Origin of the sequence: Janthinobacterium sp. SUN128 (assembly GCF_030587275.1) — a bacterium.
Lineage (GTDB): Bacteria > Pseudomonadota > Gammaproteobacteria > Burkholderiales > Burkholderiaceae_D > Janthinobacterium > Janthinobacterium lividum.
On record NZ_JAPWHY010000001.1, the window covers coordinates 1,792,879 to 1,812,410 of the forward strand.

The 19,532-nt window shown below is 64.4% G+C and carries 22 protein-coding genes; 12 read left to right on the forward strand and 10 right to left on the reverse strand.

The genetic code is table 11. The features are described 5' to 3' along the window. The first annotated feature begins 50 nt into the window (after positions 1–50). On the forward strand, positions 51–692 hold the full coding sequence (locus O3297_RS08155; protein WP_034786115.1) for a LysE family translocator: 642 nt from the start codon (positions 51–53) through the stop codon (positions 690–692). Here the strand turns inward: O3297_RS08155 and O3297_RS08160 are convergent, their stop codons facing one another. Next, positions 693–1,460 (reverse strand): alpha/beta fold hydrolase, encoded by a 768-nt coding sequence (locus O3297_RS08160; protein ID WP_305048310.1) that lies wholly within the window; start codon positions 1,458–1,460, stop codon positions 693–695. A gap of 86 nt (positions 1,461–1,546) precedes the next feature. Between O3297_RS08160 and O3297_RS08165 the strand changes: the two genes are divergently transcribed. Continuing rightward, a complete protein-coding gene (locus O3297_RS08165) occupies positions 1,547–2,305 on the forward strand; it encodes a helix-turn-helix domain-containing protein (RefSeq protein WP_305048311.1) in 759 nt (252 codons plus the stop codon). Here O3297_RS08165 and O3297_RS08170 read toward each other — a convergent pair. The 7 genes from O3297_RS08170 to O3297_RS08200 form a co-directional block, all read right to left on the reverse strand. Beyond that, the gene (locus tag O3297_RS08170; protein WP_305048312.1) at positions 2,302–2,943 is read right to left on the reverse strand and encodes a CatA-like O-acetyltransferase; all 642 of its coding nucleotides are present in this window, start codon (positions 2,941–2,943) and stop codon (positions 2,302–2,304) included. The genes O3297_RS08165 and O3297_RS08170 overlap by 4 nt on opposite strands. A 37-nt stretch (positions 2,944–2,980) precedes the next feature. Further along, positions 2,981–3,370, reverse strand: coding sequence for a DUF5071 domain-containing protein (locus tag O3297_RS08175; RefSeq protein WP_305048313.1), 390 nt, complete (start codon positions 3,368–3,370; stop codon positions 2,981–2,983). Positions 3,371–3,399: 29 nt separating this feature from the next. Beyond that, positions 3,400–4,620, reverse strand: coding sequence for an MFS transporter (locus tag O3297_RS08180; RefSeq protein WP_305048314.1), 1,221 nt, complete (start codon positions 4,618–4,620; stop codon positions 3,400–3,402). A 168-nt stretch (positions 4,621–4,788) separates the two neighbouring features. Further along, positions 4,789–5,100 carry a pentapeptide MXKDX repeat protein gene (locus O3297_RS08185; protein WP_305048315.1) on the reverse strand — a complete coding sequence of 104 codons (312 nt, stop codon included), beginning with the start codon at positions 5,098–5,100 and terminating at the stop codon, positions 4,789–4,791. Positions 5,101–5,181: 81 nt separating this feature from the next. Further along, a complete protein-coding gene (locus tag O3297_RS08190; RefSeq protein ID WP_305048316.1) occupies positions 5,182–5,952 on the reverse strand; it encodes a molybdopterin-dependent oxidoreductase in 771 nt (256 codons plus the stop codon). An 11-nt stretch (positions 5,953–5,963) separates the two neighbouring features. Then, the gene (locus tag O3297_RS08195) at positions 5,964–6,560 is read right to left on the reverse strand and encodes a cytochrome b/b6 domain-containing protein (RefSeq protein ID WP_305048317.1); all 597 of its coding nucleotides are present in this window, start codon (positions 6,558–6,560) and stop codon (positions 5,964–5,966) included. Next, positions 6,560–7,366 (reverse strand): DUF1223 domain-containing protein, encoded by an 807-nt coding sequence (locus O3297_RS08200; protein ID WP_305048318.1) that lies wholly within the window; start codon positions 7,364–7,366, stop codon positions 6,560–6,562. Before O3297_RS08200 ends, O3297_RS08195 begins: the two co-directional genes overlap by 1 nt. A 131-nt stretch (positions 7,367–7,497) precedes the next feature. On the opposite strand from O3297_RS08200, the gene O3297_RS08205 reads away from it, so the two are divergent. The 8 genes from O3297_RS08205 (at position 7,498) to O3297_RS08240 (ending at position 15,139) form a co-directional block, all read left to right on the forward strand. Beyond that, a complete protein-coding gene (locus tag O3297_RS08205; RefSeq protein WP_052140122.1) occupies positions 7,498–8,094 on the forward strand; it encodes a sigma-70 family RNA polymerase sigma factor in 597 nt (198 codons plus the stop codon). Next, on the forward strand, positions 8,091–8,738 hold the full coding sequence (locus O3297_RS08210; RefSeq protein WP_305048319.1) for a DUF1109 domain-containing protein: 648 nt from the start codon (positions 8,091–8,093) through the stop codon (positions 8,736–8,738). Before O3297_RS08205 ends, O3297_RS08210 begins: the two co-directional genes overlap by 4 nt. Before the next feature lie 118 nt (positions 8,739–8,856). Next, positions 8,857–10,356, forward strand: a complete 1,500-nt coding sequence (locus O3297_RS08215; RefSeq protein ID WP_305048320.1) for a DUF4331 domain-containing protein — start codon at positions 8,857–8,859, stop codon at positions 10,354–10,356. Positions 10,357–10,369: 13 nt separating this feature from the next. Next, complete coding sequence (locus O3297_RS08220) at positions 10,370–10,618, forward strand: hypothetical protein (RefSeq protein ID WP_070279778.1); 249 nt, start codon at positions 10,370–10,372, stop codon at positions 10,616–10,618. Positions 10,619–10,705: 87 nt separating this feature from the next. Continuing rightward, positions 10,706–11,917, forward strand: a complete 1,212-nt coding sequence (locus O3297_RS08225) for a tetratricopeptide repeat protein (protein WP_305048321.1) — start codon at positions 10,706–10,708, stop codon at positions 11,915–11,917. 8 nt (positions 11,918–11,925) lie between these two features. After that, on the forward strand, positions 11,926–13,038 hold the full coding sequence (locus O3297_RS08230; RefSeq protein WP_305048322.1) for a HupE/UreJ family protein: 1,113 nt from the start codon (positions 11,926–11,928) through the stop codon (positions 13,036–13,038). A 109-nt stretch (positions 13,039–13,147) separates the two neighbouring features. After that, on the forward strand, positions 13,148–13,999 hold the full coding sequence (locus O3297_RS08235; RefSeq protein WP_305048323.1) for an aldo/keto reductase: 852 nt from the start codon (positions 13,148–13,150) through the stop codon (positions 13,997–13,999). A gap of 12 nt (positions 14,000–14,011) precedes the next feature. Further along, a complete protein-coding gene (locus O3297_RS08240; RefSeq protein WP_305048324.1) occupies positions 14,012–15,139 on the forward strand; it encodes an aldo/keto reductase in 1,128 nt (375 codons plus the stop codon). Here O3297_RS08240 and O3297_RS08245 read toward each other — a convergent pair. Next, positions 15,126–15,671 carry an RNA 2'-phosphotransferase gene (locus O3297_RS08245; RefSeq protein WP_099387900.1) on the reverse strand — a complete coding sequence of 182 codons (546 nt, stop codon included), beginning with the start codon at positions 15,669–15,671 and terminating at the stop codon, positions 15,126–15,128. The genes O3297_RS08240 and O3297_RS08245 overlap by 14 nt on opposite strands. 17 nt (positions 15,672–15,688) lie before the next feature. Then, positions 15,689–17,761: a TonB-dependent receptor gene (locus O3297_RS08250; RefSeq protein ID WP_305048325.1), complete on the reverse strand. Its 2,073-nt coding sequence runs from the start codon at positions 17,759–17,761 to the stop codon at positions 15,689–15,691. On the opposite strand from O3297_RS08250, the gene O3297_RS08255 reads away from it, so the two are divergent. Further along, positions 17,718–18,050, forward strand: coding sequence for a hypothetical protein (locus tag O3297_RS08255; protein WP_167468613.1), 333 nt, complete (start codon positions 17,718–17,720; stop codon positions 18,048–18,050). The genes O3297_RS08250 and O3297_RS08255 overlap by 44 nt on opposite strands. A gap of 142 nt (positions 18,051–18,192) precedes the next feature. Beyond that, positions 18,193–19,467, forward strand: coding sequence for an alpha-xenorhabdolysin family binary toxin subunit A (locus O3297_RS08260; RefSeq protein WP_305048326.1), 1,275 nt, complete (start codon positions 18,193–18,195; stop codon positions 19,465–19,467). Positions 19,468–19,532 lie beyond the last annotated feature (65 nt).

Here is a 19,532-nt window from a genome sequence, read left to right on the forward strand (position 1 = left end):
TATACGTGTTTTGACTCTCAATCCGGCTTCGGCCCCACCCAGGAACACCCATGCATCTCTCGAACTGGCTGCTTTTCTGCAGCGTCGCCCTGCTCGTCACGTTTTCTCCCGGCCCGGCCGTCTTGCTGGCCATCTCGAACGCCATCGCCGTCGGCCCGCGCCGCGCAATGATCAGCAGCATGGGCAATGGTTTTGGCTTGTTCATCATTTCCGGCGTGGCCATGGCCGGCATGGGCGTCGTGCTGGCCACCTCGGCCACGGCCTTCATGCTGCTGAAGCTGGCTGGCGCCCTGTACCTGGTGTACCTGGGCATCAAGCAATGGCGCAGCAAGACCAGCGTCGTGGCCGATGCGCCCGTGGTGACCGGCACTGCGAATCCTAACTCGTTCTGGAAACTCTTCCGCCAGGGCTTGACGGTCGCGCTGACCAATCCGAAAGCGATCCTGTTCTTCTCGGCACTGTTCCCGCAATTCATTACCCCGGGCGAACCGGTGGCCATCCAGTTCACCGTGCTGACGACCTCGTTTGTCGCCTGCGCCATGCTGGCCCACCTGTTCTACGCCAACCTGGCGCGTCTGCTGAAAACCCAGCTGGCCACGCCGGGCCGCGCCAAGCTGTTCAACCGCATCACCGGCGGCGCCTTCGTCTTGCTGGGCCTGAGCCTGCTGCGCCTGCGCGCCAAGGCGGCGTAACTAGTCCTTTTCCGTCAAAAACGCCTCGATGCTGGCCGCCAGGGCCAGCGGTGTTTCATTCATCGGATAGTGTCCCGCATTGCCCAGCACCTCCAGCCGGGCTTGCGGGTACCACGACAGATACGTGCGGCGCATCAGGGCCGCATCGAAACGGGGGTCATGCTCCCCCACCAGCGCCAGCAACGGCAATTCCATTCGCGCCGCCTTGATTTCTTCACTGAAATCCGTCTCGCTCCACGCGAGGAAATACGCAGCAAACGCGGCTGGATCCGAACTTTCCCACGAATACTGTGCCTTCCAGTCCAGCCAGGTGGCTGGCAAGCGCCCGCCCGTGCTGCGGTCGATGATGGCGCGCCGCGCCGCCACGCTATCGGCGGCCGCGAGAAACGTCGCGCGGGCTGCCGCATCGAAGGCCACGCCGCAGCAGGGCACGGGCGCCACGGCCACCAGTTTGCGCAGGCGCAAGGGGGCCAGCAAGGCTAGCCGTTCCAGCGCCATGCCCCCCATGGAGTGGCCTACCACGCTGAAGGTGGCAAAGCCAAGCGCATCGGCCAGCGCCAGCGCGTCGCGGGCGACCTCGTCCATCGAATACTCACCCTCTGCGCCACGCATGCCGCCATAGCCGCGATTGTCCATGAAGACATAGCTGAAAGCGCCGCCGTCGAGACCCGCTTCCATCGGAGAAAAAGCGTGGGCGTCGCCAAACCAGCCGTGCAGGACGATGACGGCGTGGGGACCATGGCCCACGCGATGACAGGTATTGTGCATGTTCACTCCGGAAAAAGAGTGTGATGGTAAGCGGCCGGCAAGCGGCCCGCTTTCGATGCCAGGTCAACTACTGTAGAGTATGGGCCATGGATGATTTTTATACGGAAGTACCGCGCCCATTGATCGCCACGGCATGCGACTATGCTTCTGGCGCAATGTTTCCCAGCCACAGCCATGCGCGTGGGCAATTTGCGTATGCGGCACGCGGTGTCATCAGCGTGCACACGCCGCAAGGCAACTGGCTGGTGCCGCCGCAACGCGCTTGCTGGGTACCTGCCCAGCTATCCCATGGCATGCGCATGCATGGCGCCGTGACCATGCACAACGTGTTTATCGACGCACCGGCCATTGCAGGGATGGGCTTGCCGTCCCACTGCCAGGTACTGGACGCTTCGCCCTTGCTGCGCCAACTGCTGGCCGAGGCCGTGACGGTGGATGCCTTGTATGCGGCAGCGTCGCGCGCCGGGCGATTGATGGCCTTGCTGCTCGATGAAATTGCCGCCGCCAGGCCACTGCCCCTGAGCGCGCCCCTGCCGCAGCAGCCCCGGCTGGCGCACCTGTGCATGGAATTGCTGCGGCAACCGAGCCTGGACAGCAGCCTGGATGCGATGGCGGCGCAGGCCGGCATGAGCCGGCGCACCTTTACGCGGCAATTCCGCGCCCAGACAGGGCTGGCCTTTGCCCAATGGCGCCAGCAAGCGTGCCTGCTGGCGGCCATCACGCGGCTGGCCGACGGGCAAGCCGTCACCCGCATCGCGCTCGATCTCGGCTATGCCAGCCCCAGCGCCTTCACGGCCGCGTTTCGCCGCGTGCTGGGGCAGGCGCCCAGCGATTACTTAGCCTAGGAAATGATGGCGGCGATGCGCTGCGCCAGCGCCTGCGCCAGTTTCTGCACATGGTAGCCGTCGACAAAGCCATGGTGGGCCTGGGCGGAAAACGGTATGCGCATGCGGCCGTCCTGCTGCGCGGGGCCGAATTTGCCCCAGGCAAAGGTCGGAATATCGGCGTCGCGGTGGCGGCAGATCGGGTGTTCGATGGCCGCCAGCTCCAGCCAGGGCAGGCAAGTGATGAAGATATTGTTGCGCTGTTCACGCTCGCTTTCGCCCTCGCCCGTATTGATCAGCGCGGAACTGGCTTCAGCAATGCGCTTGGCTTCCAGGCTGCGCGCGATGAACAGGTCAAGCTGGTCCGTCATCGCGAAGCGCGTGTAGTTAAGGTTTTCATCGCCGTTGATGACGGTATAGGAAGCGGGAAAATCGTCGATCCTGATCACTTCACCCTGATAGATGCGGTACATGAAGTTGTCGATGTCCCTGACCGTATTGAGCAGGCAAAACAGGAAAAAGTGAAACACGGGAATTTTCCGTTCCTTGCACCAAGGCCGGAAATCCGGCACATCGAGCTGGAAGTTGATGTTGACAAGGGGATTGTCAAACGCCCGGAACAAGTCATAGCGGTCGCGCCGCTTTTCAAAATTTTTCATGCGGCGAGTGTAGACGATGGGAGTGCTGGCGGGCAAGTCACGCTGTATCGGCAGCACTGCCCGCCAAAATCTCCCGGGCTACCTCGGCCACGAATTCCTCCAGCTCGGCAGCTGTTGGCGCCAGGGCAAAGCGTGTCAATTCATTATCGACGGCAAGCGCCAGCCCGGGCGAATGGCGCACGATGCCCTGCAACACAAAGTACTTCCATTGTTCGTCATTACCGGCCAGCACCGTTTTCACATAGGGGGCAAGGCGTGGGCCAATGCCGGCCAGATACGGCAGGAGGATGCCGGCCACGGGCCAGTTCACATCTTGCACCCATTCCAGTATCTGCGGCATGGCCGGACGCAGCTCCTCCCAGCTCAAGGCGATGAGGGCTTGCGCATTCTCCGTATCGTGTTTATCGCGCGGCAATGGCAGGTGCATGCAAGGCGTTCCTGTATGGTTGATCCGTGTCATGCGGGGCCACCGTGCGCCAGGCCCCGCTGGACTTTCCACGCCAGCGGCAAGGTCAGCAGCAATACGGCTGCCAGCGCCAGCAGGGCCGTGTGCACGCTGGTATGGTCGCCCAGCGCGCCGAACAGCACAGGCGACAGCGCTCCGCCGCCGATGCTGCCCGTATAGAACAGGGCGAACGCATGCTCTCGCTTGCCGGGCTCTGCCAGTTCCGGCACCACGCCGTACAGCACGGACGAGGTGCCATTGAGCGCCAGCCCCAGCAAAGGCAGCATGGCCATGATGCCGGCCAGTGGCAGCCACAGGCCCGCCACGATCAGTAGCGAGGTCATCGATTCCGTCAGCCATACGGTCTTCATCATGCCGATGCGCGCGCCCAGGTAGCCGCACAGCAGCTTGCCGAAGGCTCCGCCCACGAACAGCAGCGATAAGGCCACGCCGATGCCGGCCGTGCCCGCGCCCTTGCTTTTCAGCAGGAATGGCAAAAAGGTCAGAAAACCCATGCGCACGGCGCTGTCCAGGGTGCCCGTGGCCAGCAAGGCGCGAAAGCTCGCCTTCGAGCCGCTGCCGGCGATGGTCTTGCCCGCCTTCTTCGCGCCCGCCTGCAGTTCGCCCGGTTTCGGCAGCAGCCACCACAGCAAGCCGGCCGCCGCCAGGCCCAGCAAGCCCAGCAAGGACACGCTGGCTTGCCAGCTGCACACCAATAACAACAAGCCCACCAGCGCGGGAATCAGGGTCTTGCCGATATCGCCGGCAAAGTTATAGTGCGACAGCGCTTCCTTCACGCCGCCGCCCGCCTCGTGCGTGTCGGTGACGATGGACGAGGCCAGCGGATGCTGGGTGCTGGCGCCCAGACCGCCCAGCAGCAAGGCGATCAGCAAGACGGCCAGTCCGCCCGCCTGCCCCGCGATCAGGTAGGCGACGCCGGCCAGCGCCGTGCCGCCCACCAGCAGGCGCTCGCGTCCCCAGCGCCTGGCCAGGCGGCTGGCCAGCAACTGGAAACCGGCCATCATGCCTGAATAGGAACCGCGCAACAGGCCCACCATGGCGTAGCTGATGGCAAACTGCGCCTGCCAGATGGGCAGGAGCACATAGATCACGTCCGTCAACCCGTCATGCACGGCATGCGCGCTGCAGGCGGCGAACAGCGAGCGGCGGCGGATCGATTTGTCGGAGGGAGGTGTTTCGGGGGAAAGCGCGGCAAGCGATGGTTCGGTCATGATTCTGCAAGCGGGGGAAAACGCGAGGCAGCCAGCTTACACCAATTGCCTGCTTCGCATCTTGAAGCGCGGCAAGAATAATAGTATTGCAAGATTGATCTGGCGCAAACGCAGGGGAAGCGCAAGCCAGGCCCGGCGCCGTCGCGTTGACGGCGCCGGATTGCTGTCTTATTTGGCCATCGCATCCTTGGCCATGCCATTCTTTTTCATCTCATCCTTCTTCATGCCGTCTTTTGCCATGGCATCTTTCGCCATGCCATCCTTGGCCATGTGGTCCTTCTTCATGTGTTTCTTGGCCATCGGCTTTTTCATACCATCCTTGTCCATCGCATCCTTGTGCATGGCGTCCTTGTGCATGGCATCGGCCGAGGCGTCCTTGGCCATGGCGTCTTTCTTTATGGCATCCTGGGCGAAAGCGGCGCCCGACATGAGGATGGCGGAAGCGAGGATGGCGGCGAAGGTGGTGATCGTGGTTTTCATGATATGTCCTTGTCTCTGGGTTAGTTGGGCAAGTGCCCTGTGGTAAAACTGTTGCTTTGCTACGGGTGCTGCTAAAAGCGTTCAAGAACCGCCGAACCAGTTGTAGCCCTGATTCTCCCAATACCCTCCCGGATACGTATTCGTGACGAAAATGGCCTGGATGTGCTTGGGATTCTTGTAGCCCAGCTTGGTCGGCATGCGCAGTTTCATCGGGTAGCCGTACTTGGGCGGCAACTCCTGGCCGTCGTAGCTCAGGGCCATGATGGTTTGCGGATGCAGGGCCGTGGCCATGTCGATGCTGGTGAAATAATCGTCGGCGCACTTGAAGCCGATGTATTTCGCCGTCGTGTCGGCGCCGACCCGCTTCAGGAAGTGGGAAAACGGCACGCCGCCCCACTTGCCGATGGCGCTCCAGCCTTCCACGCAGATGTGGCGCGTGATCTGGGTTTCCTGCGGCAAGGCGCGCAATTGCGGCAGGGTCCACGGCTTCCTGTCGGCGATCAAGCCGCTCAATTCCAGGCGCCAGGCGTCGCCATCGACTTCTTCCACTTCATCTTCGCCGTAATACGCGTTGAAGGGAAACGGCCGCGTGATCATGGAGTCCGGGTAGGTCGGCGCCAGTTTGGTCGGGTCGAACAGCCAGCCCTGTACCTTGTCGTTGAAGCGCGACACGGCCGTCAGGGCTGTCTCGATGCCGGACGGGTCGCTGACGTTGCAGCCCGTCAGCAGTGACAGGCCGCCCAGGGTCAGGCTGCGCTGCAAAAACAAACGGCGCGACGGCTGCTTGATCTGGCGCAAGGCGTCGTCCAGCATGGCCTGGCCCTCTTCTTGCACGAGGATGGTTTTTTTCATGATCGTCTCCTTCAGCGGCCGCGCAGCATGGCGACCAGGGTGCGCGGCACCAGCGCCACCATCAGCAAGTGCACGCCGACAAAGCCCGTCAGCAACGCCATGGCGATGAAGTGGACCCTGCGCGCACTCTCGTAGCCGCCGATGAGCTCGCGCAGCAGGGGAAATTGCACGGACTTCCACAGCACCAGGCCGGACAGCACCAGCACGATGCAGTCGAGCATCACGAACAGGTAGGCGGCGCGCTGCACCATGTTGTAATGACGGGGGTCCGCATGGGCCAGCTTGCCCTTCAGGGCAGCGACAAAATCGGCCAGCAGCAGGCGCGGCGAGAGGGGGAAGAACTGGCGCCGCAGCCGTCCCGAGACGATATTGATGATCAGATACAGCAAGCCATTGGCGACCAGCAGCCACATGGCGGCGAAATGCCATTGCAGGGCGCCACCCAGCCAGCCACCCAGGGTCAGCGCGCGCGGCAGCTCGAAGGGGAAAAATGGCGCCGCGTTATAGATGCGCCAGCCGCTGGTGGCCAGCACCACGACGGCCACGGCATTGAGCCAGTGCGTCAGGCGCAGCCAGGCGAGGTGAATCACGCTCGCTTGTCCGTTCATCACATCGCTCCCTTCGCGCAGGATGCCGTGCTGACGGCTTGCAGGATGGCGCTGCTGTCGGCCCGCTGCACGAAGGCGACCACTTGCAGCTGCTCCGGACGCCAGCTGGCGGGCAGGTTGACTGCGCGGCGCAGCTGGGCGCGGCCTTGCGCCAGAGACACCGGCCCCAGCCACAGGCGTACGGCTGCATCGTGATGCAGGGTGGCGCCGCAGTTTTCGCCGCGCAGCACTTTCGAGACGATGGCGCTTTCGCTGATGGCCACGTACAGCTGGCCGCCCGTCTGTGCGTCCGGCGCGCTGGTATTGGCTTCAAGCAATAATTTTCCACCAGGCCCCGGCGTGGCGGACAGGCTGATATTGACGGGTGCGGCGGTCGCGTTGATGCGGCGGATGGCGGCCGGCAGCTGCGTATCCCAACTGCGCAATTCCGTGCCGCCCACGAAAAACTGCGGCGTGTAGGCGACATGGCGCGGCTGGTGGCGCAGCAGTTCGGCCTGGCGCGCATCGAATTGCGCCTGCGCCAGCGGGTCCGTCCAGCCGATCTGGTCCCAGTAGGTGACGTGCAGGGCCAGCGGCACGACCAGGCTGGCCGAGCCCGCTTCCTTGCGCAAGGCGCTCAGGCGCTGGTCGGCGGGCGGGCAGCTGGAGCAGCCTTCGCTGCTGTACAGCTCCACCAGCGCCGCCGTCTGCGGCCCGCTTTGCACGGCGCAGCGCTGGCCGGCGGCCAGCTGCGCCATGGCCGGGGATGCCGCGACCGTGCCCAGCACGGGGAAAAGCAGTGTTGCAAGGCGGTGCTTGATGTCCATGGTCTTTCACCGGTATATTGAATTAAGAAGCGTGCTTGCCAGTCAATTCGCCGCCGCAGGCCGATTGGTTACAGCCGCCAGCAAAATAATCCGGGATTTATTTTTTTCAATGCCTGTCACCAAAGGCCTGCATGCAACGAATACCTGTAAGCGAACACCTGCATGGCACGGAATTGCGGCTGCATGGCTTGATGCTGCGCGGGCTCGATGGCGATGCGGCGGCCTATCGCAGTTTCTTGCAAGCCACCAGCGGCCATTTGCGCGCGTTCCTGCGGCGCCGCCTGCAGCGCTGGCCGGACGAGGTGGAAGACCTGGTGCAGGAGTGTCTGCTGGCTATCCACAACCAGCGTCTGACGTACGATACGGGCGTGCCGCTGACGTCGTGGATCCATGCGATCGCGCGCTATAAATTGATCGACTGGCTGCGCCGGCATGCGCGGCGCGAGGCGCAGCACTTGCCGTATGACGAAGAAGATGGCGCGCAGGAACTGTTTTCCAGCGCCGACGCCGAGGCGGCCGAAGCGAGCCGCGACCTGGGCAAGCTGCTCGCCAGCTTGCCGGCGCAGCAGCGCGACGCCATCGTGCATACCAAGCTCGACGGCTGGTCCGTGCGCGACACGGCGGCGGCCATGCAGATTTCGGAAGCCAGCGTCAAAGTGGCCGTGCATCGCGGCTTGAAGGCACTGGCGGCCAATTTAAGAACAGGCAATGAAGGGATTGCATCATGAAAACCGATGACTTGATCGCCATGCTGGCCAGCGGCCCCGACGTGGCTGCCGCACCGCCACCGGGCATGCGCTGGCGCGCCGCAGGCACCTTGGGCGCCGGCCTGCTGGCCAGCGTGGCGCTGATGGCCATGCTGCTGGGCGTGCGGCCCAACCTGGAACAACTGGCCCAGCTGCCCGACTTCTGGATCAAGGTGGGCTTTGTCGTCTGCCTCTGCCTGGCGGCCTGGCACGTCAGCCGCCGCCTGTGCCTGCCGGGCGCCGCCACCCGCGCCCTGCCCTTGCTGCTCGCCATGCCCCTGCTGCTGATGTGGGCGCTGGGCGCCATCATCCTGCAGGAAGCCCCGCCCGAGCAACGTGCCGAGCTGTTCTGGGGCGCCACCTGGCGCAGCTGCCCCTTGCTGATCGCGCTGCTCTCGCTGCCCATCCTGGCCGCCGTGCTGCGCCTGATGCGCCAGCTGGCGCCCACGCGCCTGCGCTTGGCGGGCGCGGCTGCCGGATTTGCCGCCGGCGGCATGGCCGCGCTCGTGTATTGCCTGCACTGCCCGGAGCTGGCGGCCAGCTTCGTCGGCTTCTGGTATGTACTGGGCATGCTGGTGCCGACCGCCATCGGCGCGGCCATAGGGTCGAAAGTGCTGGCCTGGTAAGCCAATGACATCCTTTTCCCAGGAGTGAATCCGTTTTCTTCTTCCGTGCGTACAAGTGAGGCAGCCTGCAGTTTCTTGGACTTGTCTGTCAACGCTAACAAAAATCGGGAGAATCGAAATGTCTTTGTCACACTCGAAAACCGCACTGGGCGCCGCACTCCTGGGCAACCTGCTGGCCTTGGCGATCGCGCCAGCGGCCTATGCCTCCAGCCACCGCGAAGCGCCGTTCATCACGCAAAACCCGAAAGTCGACGCCACCGACTTCTATATGTTCCGCAGCTATGAGGCGGGCCGCGGGGCCTACACCACGCTGGTGGCCGACTATATCCCCCTGCAGGACGCCTACGGCGGTCCGAACTACTTCGCCATGGACCCCGCCGCCCTGTACGAAATCCATATCGACAACAATGGCGACGGCAAGGAAGACCTCACCTTCCAGTTCCGCTTCACCAACACCATCAAGGATGGCCAGTTCACCGTGGGCGGCAAGAAAGTCTCGATTCCGCTCGTCATCAACGGCGGCGCCATCGATTCCGTCAACCCGGCCGGCCTGAACGTGCGCGAAACCTACAGCGTGACGCTGGTGCGGGGCGATCGCCGCACGGGCACGAGGAGCGCCGTCACCAATGCCAGCGGCGGCGGCACGACCTTCGACAAGCCCGTCGACAATATCGGCAACAAGGCCATCCCCAACTACGCCGCGTATGCCGCGCAGCATGTGTACGCCGTCAACATTCCCGGCTGCGCCACGCCCGCGCGCCTGTTCGTCGGCCAGCGCAAGGACCCGTTCGTCGTGAACCTGGGCGAAACGTTCGACTTGATCAATATCAAGGCGCCCGCCACGGAGTTCGCCGCGAATGCGGAGTCGGCCGCCAAGGATGACCTGGCGCGCAAGAACGTCACGGCCATCGAGATGGAAGTACCGACCACCTGCCTGACGGCCGGCAGCGATCCTGTCATCGGCGGCTGGACCACGGCCAGCCTGCGCCAGGGCCGCCTGCTGAACCCGGCGCCGGGCACGGCCACCACGGCGTCGAAGGAAGGCGGCGCGTGGGTGCAAGTGTCGCGCCTGGGCATGCCGCTGGTGAATGAACTGGTCATCGGCCTGAAGGACAAGGACCGCTTCAACGCCAGCAAGCCATCGGGCGACGCGCAGTTTGCCGACTACGTCACCAACCCCACAGCGCCGGCCCTGGTAGAAGTGCTGTTCGGCTCGGCAGGCGCCAAGGCACCCACCAACTTCCCCCGCAACGACCTGGTGGCCACCTTTTTGACGGGCATCAAGGGCGTGAACCAGCCCGTCACCGTGACGGCGTCGGAAATGCTGCGCCTGAACACCTCGATCGCGGCCACCAATGTCGGCGCGCAAAACCGCCTCGGCGTCATCGGTGGCGATAACGCGGGCTTTCCGAACGGCCGCCGCCCCGGCGACGACGTGGTCGACGTGGTGCTGCGCGTGGCCATGGGCAAGCTGTGCACCCTGAACATCGGCTGCGCCCCGGCCGACGCACCGGCTGGCGGCCTGCACTTCACGGATGGCGCCTTCCTCGACGAAACCGCGTTCACGGCAGGTTTCCCCTACCTGAAAAATCCCGTGGCCGGTTCGCCGCAGCTGTAACGAGGAGAATGCGATGAAAAAGCTCCATGCAATCAGCGCCCTGGCGCTCACGGCCATGCTGGCCGGCTGCGGAGGCGGCGGTAGCAGCCACGGCGGCGACAACGGTGACGGCGGCGTCAACCCTCCGCCCGTGGTCTTGCTCGACGCCTTCTATGTGGCCGTCAGCAACGTCATCCTGACCACCAGCGATGACAAGGACGGCGTGGCCATCGACGCCATCATGGCGACCTCTCCGGAAAATACGGAGCCGGTACCGCTGTAACGCGCAGTAAGCAAGCGCGGGCGCCGGAGACCACGTTCTCCGGCGCCCCGCCCTTGCTGCCCCACTCCACCGTCGATGGCGTCCACGATGAAAACACCGATTGCCCTGCTGTGCGCCTGCCTGCCGATGCTGGCATGGGCTGCACCCTACACGCCGAAAGACGGCAGCGCCGTCATCGAGCAGCTGCCGCGCCGCGCCGATGCCGCGCAGCTGGCCCTGCGCGGCTTGCGCCAGCAACTGAATGACACGCCGCGAGACCTGGCCCTGGCCACCAGCCTGGCCCAGCGCTACATTGCCCTGGCCCGCAGCGAGACGGACCCGCGCTACCTGGGCTACGCGCAAGCGGCGCTGGCGCCCTGGTGGCGGCAGGCGGCGCCGCCCGTCCCCGTGCGCCTGCTGCGCGCCACCATTTTGCAAAGCACCCACCATTTTTCTCCCGCCCTGCAAGACCTCGAGGCCGTCGTCGCGCAGCAGCCGCAAAACGCCCAGGCCTGGCTGACGCGCGCCACCGTCCTCACCGTGCAGGGCGACTACACCCAGGCGACAGCCAGCTGCGCCCGGCTGTCGGCATTGACGACACAGCTGGCCACCGTCACCTGCCTTGCCAATATCGCCAGCGTCACGGGCCGCGCCGCCAGTAGCGAGCGCCTGCTGGAACTGACCCTGCAACGCAGCGCCGGCGCGGCACCCGAGCTCGATAGCTGGGCCTTGACCCTGCTGGCGGAAATGGCCACGCGGCGCGGAGAGTCCACGCTGGCCGAAGCGCGCTACACCAGGGCGCTGGCGCAGCAGCCACGCGACAGCTATCTGCTGGGCGCCTACGCGGATTTCCTGCTCGACCGCCAGCGCCCGCAGGAAGTCGCCCGGTTATTGAAGGAGCAGCAGCGCATCGATGCGCTGCTGCTGCGTTACGCGCTGGCCCTGCAGGCGCTGCCCGGCCAGCAGACGGCCTTCCAGGCGGCAAAGGCGGAACTGGCGGCCCGCTTCAACGCCGCCATGCAACGGGGCGACACCGTGCACCAGCGCGAACAGGCCCGTTTCGCCCTGTTTTTGCAACAGGATGTGCCGGCCGCCCTGCAACTGGCGCAGAAAAACTGGGCCATCCAGAAGGAAGTGCCCGACATGCGCATCTTGCTCGAAGCGGCCCTGGCCGCGCGCAACTACGCGGCGGCGCAACCCGTGCTGGCCTGGGTGGCGGCGCATGGCGTAGAGGACGTGGCCCTGCAGCGGCTCGCCAGGCAGCTGGGGCCGCAGGATGCGCAGAAGCTTAGCGCCGCAAAGAAAGCAGGTGCGCTGTGAAGGCCCGCATGCTCGCGTTGCTGCTCATCCTGTGCGCCTGGCTGGCCCCCGCGCAGGCGCACAAGCCCAGCGACAGTTATTTGAGCCTGGCCGTGCACGGCCAGCAGATCGAAGGGCAATGGGATATCGCCCTGCGCGACCTCGATTTCGCCATCGGCCTCGACGGCAATGGCGACGGCGCCCTGACCTGGGATGAAATCCGCGCGCGCCACGACGCCATCGCCGCCTACGCCTTGCAGCGCCTGCAGCTGGCCAGCGACCAGGGCGTCTGCCCCTTGAAAGCCGTCGAACAGCTGATCGACAGCCACACGGACGGCGCCTACAGCGTGCTGCGCTTCCAGGCCAGCTGCCCCGGCACCGCGCCTGTCAATCTCGCCATCGGCTACACGCTGTTTGCCGACCTCGATCCGCAGCACAAGGGCCTGTTCAAGATCAATGCCGGCGGCGCCACGCAAACGGCAATCTTCGACCCGGATAGCCCACGCCAGACGATTTCCCTGGCCGCGCCCGACCGCCTGGCGCAGTTCGGCGCCTATGTGAAACACGGCATCTGGCATATCTGGATCGGCTACGACCATATTTTGTTTTTGCTGTCCTTGCTGCTGCCGGCCGTGCTGCTGCCTGGCTTGCGCGAGCAGCAGCACGGCCTGAAAACGGCTTTTTATGACGTGCTGAAGGTCGTCTCGGCATTTACGCTCGCCCATTCCATCACCCTCAGCCTGGCCAGCCTGTCGCTCGTCTCGCTGCCGTCGCGCTGGGTGGAATCGGCGATTGCCGCTTCCGTGATCCTGGCCGCGCTGAACAACCTGCTGCCCCTGTTCCACGGCAAGCGCCCCGTGGCCGCCTTCGCCTTTGGCCTGATCCACGGTTTCGGCTTTGCCAGCGTGCTGCGCGACCTGGGCTTGCCGCAGGGTTCCCTGCTGGCCAGCCTGTTCGGCTTCAACGTGGGCGTGGAAATCGGCCAGCTGGCCATCGTCGCCGCCTTCCTGCCCATTGCCTGGCTGCTGCGCAAGACCTGGCTGTACCGGCAAGTGCTGACCGTCGGCTCGCTGGCCATCGCGCTGGTGGCTTGCGTGTGGCTGGTGGAGAGAATTGCCGATATCAAGCTGATCAGCGCATGAGCGGGGCGATTCATTAGCCTCGCTAATAAGACCATGCCGATTCCAGCGGCTTATCAACGAATGGCTGACGCCGTAAAGTAGCTCCTGTCAATGATTAAAGGAGCCAGCCATGAACCGCGTCACCCTGAATAACGGCATCAGCATGCCCGTCGCCGGCTACGGCGTCTTCCAGATTCCCGACCCCGCAGAATGCGAACGCAGCGTGATCGACGCCATCGCCGCCGGCTACCGCCTGATCGACACAGCCGCGTCCTACATTAACGAGGCGGCCGTCGGCAAGGGCATCGCCCACAGCGGCGTGGCGCGCGAGGAACTGTTTGTCACCAGCAAGCTGTGGGTGCAGGACACGGGCTATGAACGTACGCGCGACGCCATCGAACAGTCGCTGCGACGCTTGCGGCTCGATTATCTCGACTTATTCCTGATCCACCAACCGTTTGGCGACGTGCACGGTTCCTGGCGCGCCATGCAGGACGCTTATCGCGGCGGCAAGCTGCGCGCCATTGGCGTCAGCAACTTCCATGCGGACCGCTTGATGGACCTCATCGCCTTCAACGACATCGCGCCCGCCGTCAACCAGATCGAGATCAACCCCTTCCACCAGCAGGCGGACAGCGTGGCTTTCATGCTGGAACACGGCGTGCAGCCGCAGGCGTGGGCGCCATTCGCCGAGGGCCGCAACGACCTTTTCCACAATGAGTTGCTGCTGGGCATCGCCGCCAGACACGGCAAGTCCGTGGGCCAGGTCGTCCTGCGCTGGCTCACGCACCGGGGCATCGCCGTGCTGGCCAAGACCGTGCGCCGCGAGCGCATGGCGGAAAACCTGGCCATCGACGATTTCGACCTCGACGAAGCGGACATGGCCGCCATCGCCACCCTGGAAACGGCTACCAGCAGCTTCTTTTCGCACCGCGACCCGGCCATTGTCCGGTGGATGGCCGAACGCAAGCTCGATATTTAAGGGAAAGCACATATGCCAACAGAAGATACAAGCACGGGCCGCCGCGGCTTCCTGCTGGCGGCCGGCAGCCTTGCCGCCACGCCATTGATCAGCTCGGCGCAAGGCCAGGCGGTGCAAACGACAGTGGACGGGCGCCGCAAGCTGGGCACGCTGGAAGTATCGAGCCTGGGCCTGGGCGTGCAAAACATGAGCCGTACCTACCAGACAACCGTGCCCAGCCGTCCAGAGATGCACAAGATTATCCGCACGGCATTCGAGCGCGGCGTCACCTTCTATGACGCGGCCGAGGCGTATGGTCCGCACGAGGTGGAACGCATCCTCGGCGAAGGCGTGGCGCCGTTCCGCGACCAGATCGTCATCGCTTCCAAATTCGGCTGGGATATCGACCTGGAAACGGGCGAGCGGCGGCCCGGCCGCAACAGCCGTCCGGCGCACATCAAGCTGGCCGTGGAAGGCATGCTCAAACGCCTGCGCACGGACCGCATCGACTTGCTGTACCAGCACCGGGTCGACCCGCAAGTGCCGATCGAGGACGTGGCCGGCGCCGTGCAGGACCTCATGAAAGAAGGCAAGGTGCTGCACTGGGGCTTGTCGGAAATGGGCTTGAACACCTTGCGCCGCGCCCATGCAGCCCTGCCCGTCAGTGCCGTGCAAAGCGAATACTCGATGCTGTGGCGGGGGCCGGAAGACGGCGTGCTGGCCCTGTGCCAGGAACTCGGTATCGGCTTCGTGCCGTGGAGCCCGCTGGGCGTGGGCTTCCTGGCAGGCGCCATCGATGCCCGAACGCGCTTTGCCGATGGCGACATCCGCAAGATCGAGTCGCGTTTTTCACCGGAAAACCTGCCGCACAACCTGGCGCTGGCGGCCCTGGTAAATAGCTGGGCCACGCGCAAGCAGGTGACACCGGCGCAGCTCACCCTGGCCTGGCTGATGGCGCAGCGGCCGTGGATCGTGCCGATTCCCGGCACCACGCAGATGGCGCACATGCTGGACAATATCGGCGCGGCGGGTGTGCGCTTGACTTCCGGAGAAGTGGCCGAGCTGAACCGGGCCGTCGCGGCCATTGCTATCCGGGGCGCGCGCCTGCCCGACGCCGTGCTGGCCTATTCGGGCGTGGAAGCGCCCCTCAGGGAAAAGTGATGAAGGTCTGCGGCACGGCGTCAGTCAGCCACACGCCGTTGTCGGACACGTAAAACACGTGGCCCTGCGCCCGCATGGCGGCCGCATCCACCATCAGCACGACGGGCTTGCCATGGCGCCCGCCGACAGCCACGGCCGTTTCGCGCTTGCTGGACAGGTGCACATGGTTGCGCGATCCCGGCAGCAGGCCGCCGGCGCGGATCGCCTCGACAAAGCGGCTGGCCGTGCCGTGATACAGCATGGCGGGCGGCGTGGTGGGCGGCAAGGCGATATCGACGGCCGCCAGCGAGTGGCCCTGGTTGGCGCGGATGCGCAAGCCGTCGTCGCTGATGGCGTAGCGCGTCTTGCTGTCGTGCGCCACCACGTCATCCAATTGTTCACGGGAAATCCGGCGGCCATGTTGGGCCGCCAGCGCCAGCAGCTGGCCGATATCGGCCCAGCCGTGGGGATCGAGCGCGAGGCCGATTTTTTCAGGGGCGTGGCGCAGTATGAGGGAAAGGAATTTGCTGGTATTTACCAAATGATCTGTCATGCCCCAGTCTACCGTTATCAGAACGCATATGACAAGGTCAGGCGCGCGGAACGGGGTTCCACCGGATGAAAATGCCGGTCATTCACCCCGTCCGCCCCCTCGCCGGGCAGGCGCGACGCATAGTAGTAATCGATGTCGCTGGCGCGTTTGTTGAACAGGTTGAAGACGTCGAGCGACAGCCGCGTCTTGCGGTTGAGCTGGTATGCCACGCGCGCATACGCCAAGGTGGTCGAGGCGGAGCGCACGCTATTGTCCTCGATCAAGGGACGGGGGCCGAAATAGCGCAGCTGGAAGGCGCCCGACCACGGCCCCTGGTCCGTCACCGTCACGCCAAACGAGGCCACCTTGTCGATGGCGCCGGGGATATGCTTGCCGGCCGGATCATTTTCCGTATAGCGCGAGCGCGAGGCGGCCAGGTCCAGGTCGAACAGCAGCCACGGCGCGGCAATATAATGGTTGTTCCACTCGATGCCGTGGCGGCGGCTGGCGCGGCTCGGCTCCGTTTCGCCCGCATCGCCCACGAACAGCAATTCCGACGCGATATCGAGGCGCCACAGGGCCAGCGAGCTTTGCAGTCCCGGCAGCCATTCCGTGCGCGCGCCCAGTTCCATGCCTTTCGTCGGCACCAAGGGCGTGACGGGCATGGCGGACTCGCCATCGGGCAGGCGCGTCTGCGTCGTGCCGCGTGCATCGTTGCTATGAAAACCTTTTCCATAGTTCACGAAGAATTCCGTCTTGCTCCATGGGCCAAGGATCAGGGACAGCTTGGGCGAGACCACGTGATCGTTCGCCGCGCCGCTGTTGCCGGCTATGCTGCTGTTGACATTGAAACGGTAGGCGTCGTAGCGCAAGCCCGCCACGGAACGCAGCCAGGGCAACCACTGCACCGTGTTTTCGCCATACAGGCCAATGCTGGCCTCGCGCACGCGGTCTTCGCGTACCGTGCCTTGCCGCATGCGCTCCACCGTGTTGTACAGGCCCACGGGCGACAGCCTGTCGTAGCTCGCCTGAACGCCGAGCTTGTTGCGCAGGGGAAGACCGAACATCTCCGTGGTCCAGCTTTCGCCGGCATTCACGCCGGCCACCGTGCGCCGCTCGCTTTGCTGGAACTGGTCGCCGGTGGCCGGGTTGGCCAGGAAGTAGGTGAAATCGCTGTTGAGCTCCAGCTGTGAACGGATCAGGTAAGCGTCGAATTCGAACAGGCGGTTCTCCGTGCGCTGGCGCATGGTGTAGGACAGGCTGGTGCGCGACGTGTCGCCGCCGTCGCTGGGCGCCAGCGAGCCGAAACGCCCGATCCGGCCCGATGCCACAGCGCGCAGCGGCACCTGGTCGGTGGCGTTCCAGCCATTCTTGTACGCCATGGCCGTCACACTGAAACCGTTGTCCGGCGTGCCCTGGCTGTAGCGCAGCACACCGCTATATTTGCGCACCCTTTCCGGCACATCCCAGGGGCCGTTGTTGCGGTTGACTTCCAGGCCGTACAGCAAGGTGCCTTGTCCTGCAGCAAAGGAATCGGCCACGACGCCGCGCACATAGCCATGCTGGCCGATGGACACGCTGGCCTGGCCTTGCGGCAATTTGTCGGCCAGGCGGATGCGCGCGCTGCCTGCCGAGGAAAAATCACCTTCGCTGGCGAAATACGGCCCCTTCTTGTAGTCGATGCGCTGCACCAGCTCGGGAATGAGGAAATTGAGGTCGGAATAGCCTTGCCCATGGGCATGCGTGCGCATGTTGACGGGCATGCCATCGACGTGCGTGGCGAAATCCGTCCCGTGATCGAGGTTAAAACCGCGCAGGAAATACTGGTTGGCCTTGCCGTCGCCGCTGTGCTGGGTAACGATCAATCCCGGCACGAATTCCAGCAGCTCCCCCGTACGCAAGGCGGGCCGGTTGACGATCAGTTCGCTGGTGATGACGCCCTGGCTGGCCGCGTCCGACGTGCCGACGGCGTTGTCGTAGTGGCCCGTCACGCGTACGGTGCGCGCTTCATTGGCAACGGCATCAGGCACCGCGGCGGCAAGCGGCTCCGCCCATGCGCTGGCCTGGATGGCCAGCCAGGCCAACGCCAAAGGGATTTTCCTGGATTGCATCTCTTCTCCCGTTCATCCTGAAAACAACTGCTGGTGGCTCGCCCCTGAAGATACGCAAAACACCGGCGTTCGGATTCAAACATTTGCGCAAAATCAAGCTGCAAAACACATGTTTTCAAACAATGAAATAAATCGCGGCGAGTTATCTTTAGAGAGAATGTCGCCATATAAAAAGTGCATACTACCTGTCAGAATCCGCGCACAAGACCGGCCCGCCAGCATCTCCTGCCATGCCTGCCGCTCTTTCGCCCGCGCCGCTCCGCCGCGCGCATCAGGGCTGTCGCTGTGATTTCGCCGTCTACGCGACGCCCTGCCATGTCGACCACGCAGGCTGGCGCAGCTGCGGCAAAGTCTTTGGTTTTTTCCATATTGTCAGACACCGGCACGCCTGCACGGCGCGGCCTGGCGACCACTTTGAACTGGAGAACTACATGACATTGTTCCTGCCCTCTTCCACTCTGCTGACACCGGGCGACAATCCGGATGGCCAGCGCTTCGTGCTGGCCTCGCAGCAATGGATCGACTTGCAGACGCGCATCCAGGCCGTGCTGGCCCTGCCGTCGGATATCGGCGAATACGAACAGCGCTACGGCGACGCTTCGTCCGGTTCGCAAATGAAGGAATGCTTCGACGCCATGCGCAAGCTGCGCCAGACGGCCGAGCGCTACGGCAGTCCCAGCAGCCTGCGTGCAAAGATCCTGCACGACCCGAATTTCCTGGCCAACGGCACGCGCCCGAAAAACGATGCCTTTTCCGCCACCGTCTGGACCGTGGAGCGGGCGCACCGCGATGCCTTTACGCTGTCGTCGACCTTGCGCAGCATCCCGGAGATGGCGCGCCACGAATCGGCGGCCGACGCCACGGCCGGCATCAGGAGCCTGTTCCTCGACAATGGCCAGATACTCGACAATATGCAGAACACCATCGCAAAAATCGGCGAGTTGATCGCGGAGTTCGAACACATCGAAACAGCGCTGGACGACGCCCAGTTGCTGATGCGCACCTTCACCGAACGCTCATCCAAGACGCGCACTGAACTCGACAAGGAAATCGGCGCCCTGGGACAGAAAATCGGCGAACTGGAGCGCGCGCGCGACGCCGCCTATTCGAAATGGCTGGCATTGACCATTTCCGCCTGCATCGTGCCCGCCGTCATCGGCATCATCGGCATTGCCATCATGGTGATCCTGGCCGTGCCCACGGGCGGCGGCAGCTTTGCCATCGGTTCGGCCGTCACGGGCGGCGGCGTGGCCCTCTCCGCAGCGGCGCTGGGCGCGGCGGCCGGCGTGGCGCGCGGCAAATACGATGGCCTGGTACAGGAAGTGCACGAGCAGAGCGCCTTCCTCGCCAAGCGCGTGTGCTACCGCAGCGACCTGGGCGCCCTCGATGAACTGATGAAATTCTCGCTGCCGGCATCCAACGGCATCCTGGGCCAGTTGCGCAGCGTGCAAACGGCCTGGAGCGCTTCGGCGCGGGAACTGGGCGCGCGCGCCAGCGATTTGAGCGTGGACAACCTGCACACCGGACCATGGCTGCGCGAAGCCGAGATGGTCAAGGCTGCCGATGGCTGGCGCACGCTCGACAACGCCTTGAAGGCGTTTATTACCGGGTCCTTTGTCGATGCCAATCTGATCGGCTTTGGCGCCAGCTTGCCGCCAGACCAGCCCGACTGGCAGCAGCAACTGACGGCCAGGCTCGCCGCCTGACGCCAGCGTTTTCAGTAGCTGTTTTCCGTACTTCCACGCAGTCTGACCTGATCACTGAAGGGAAC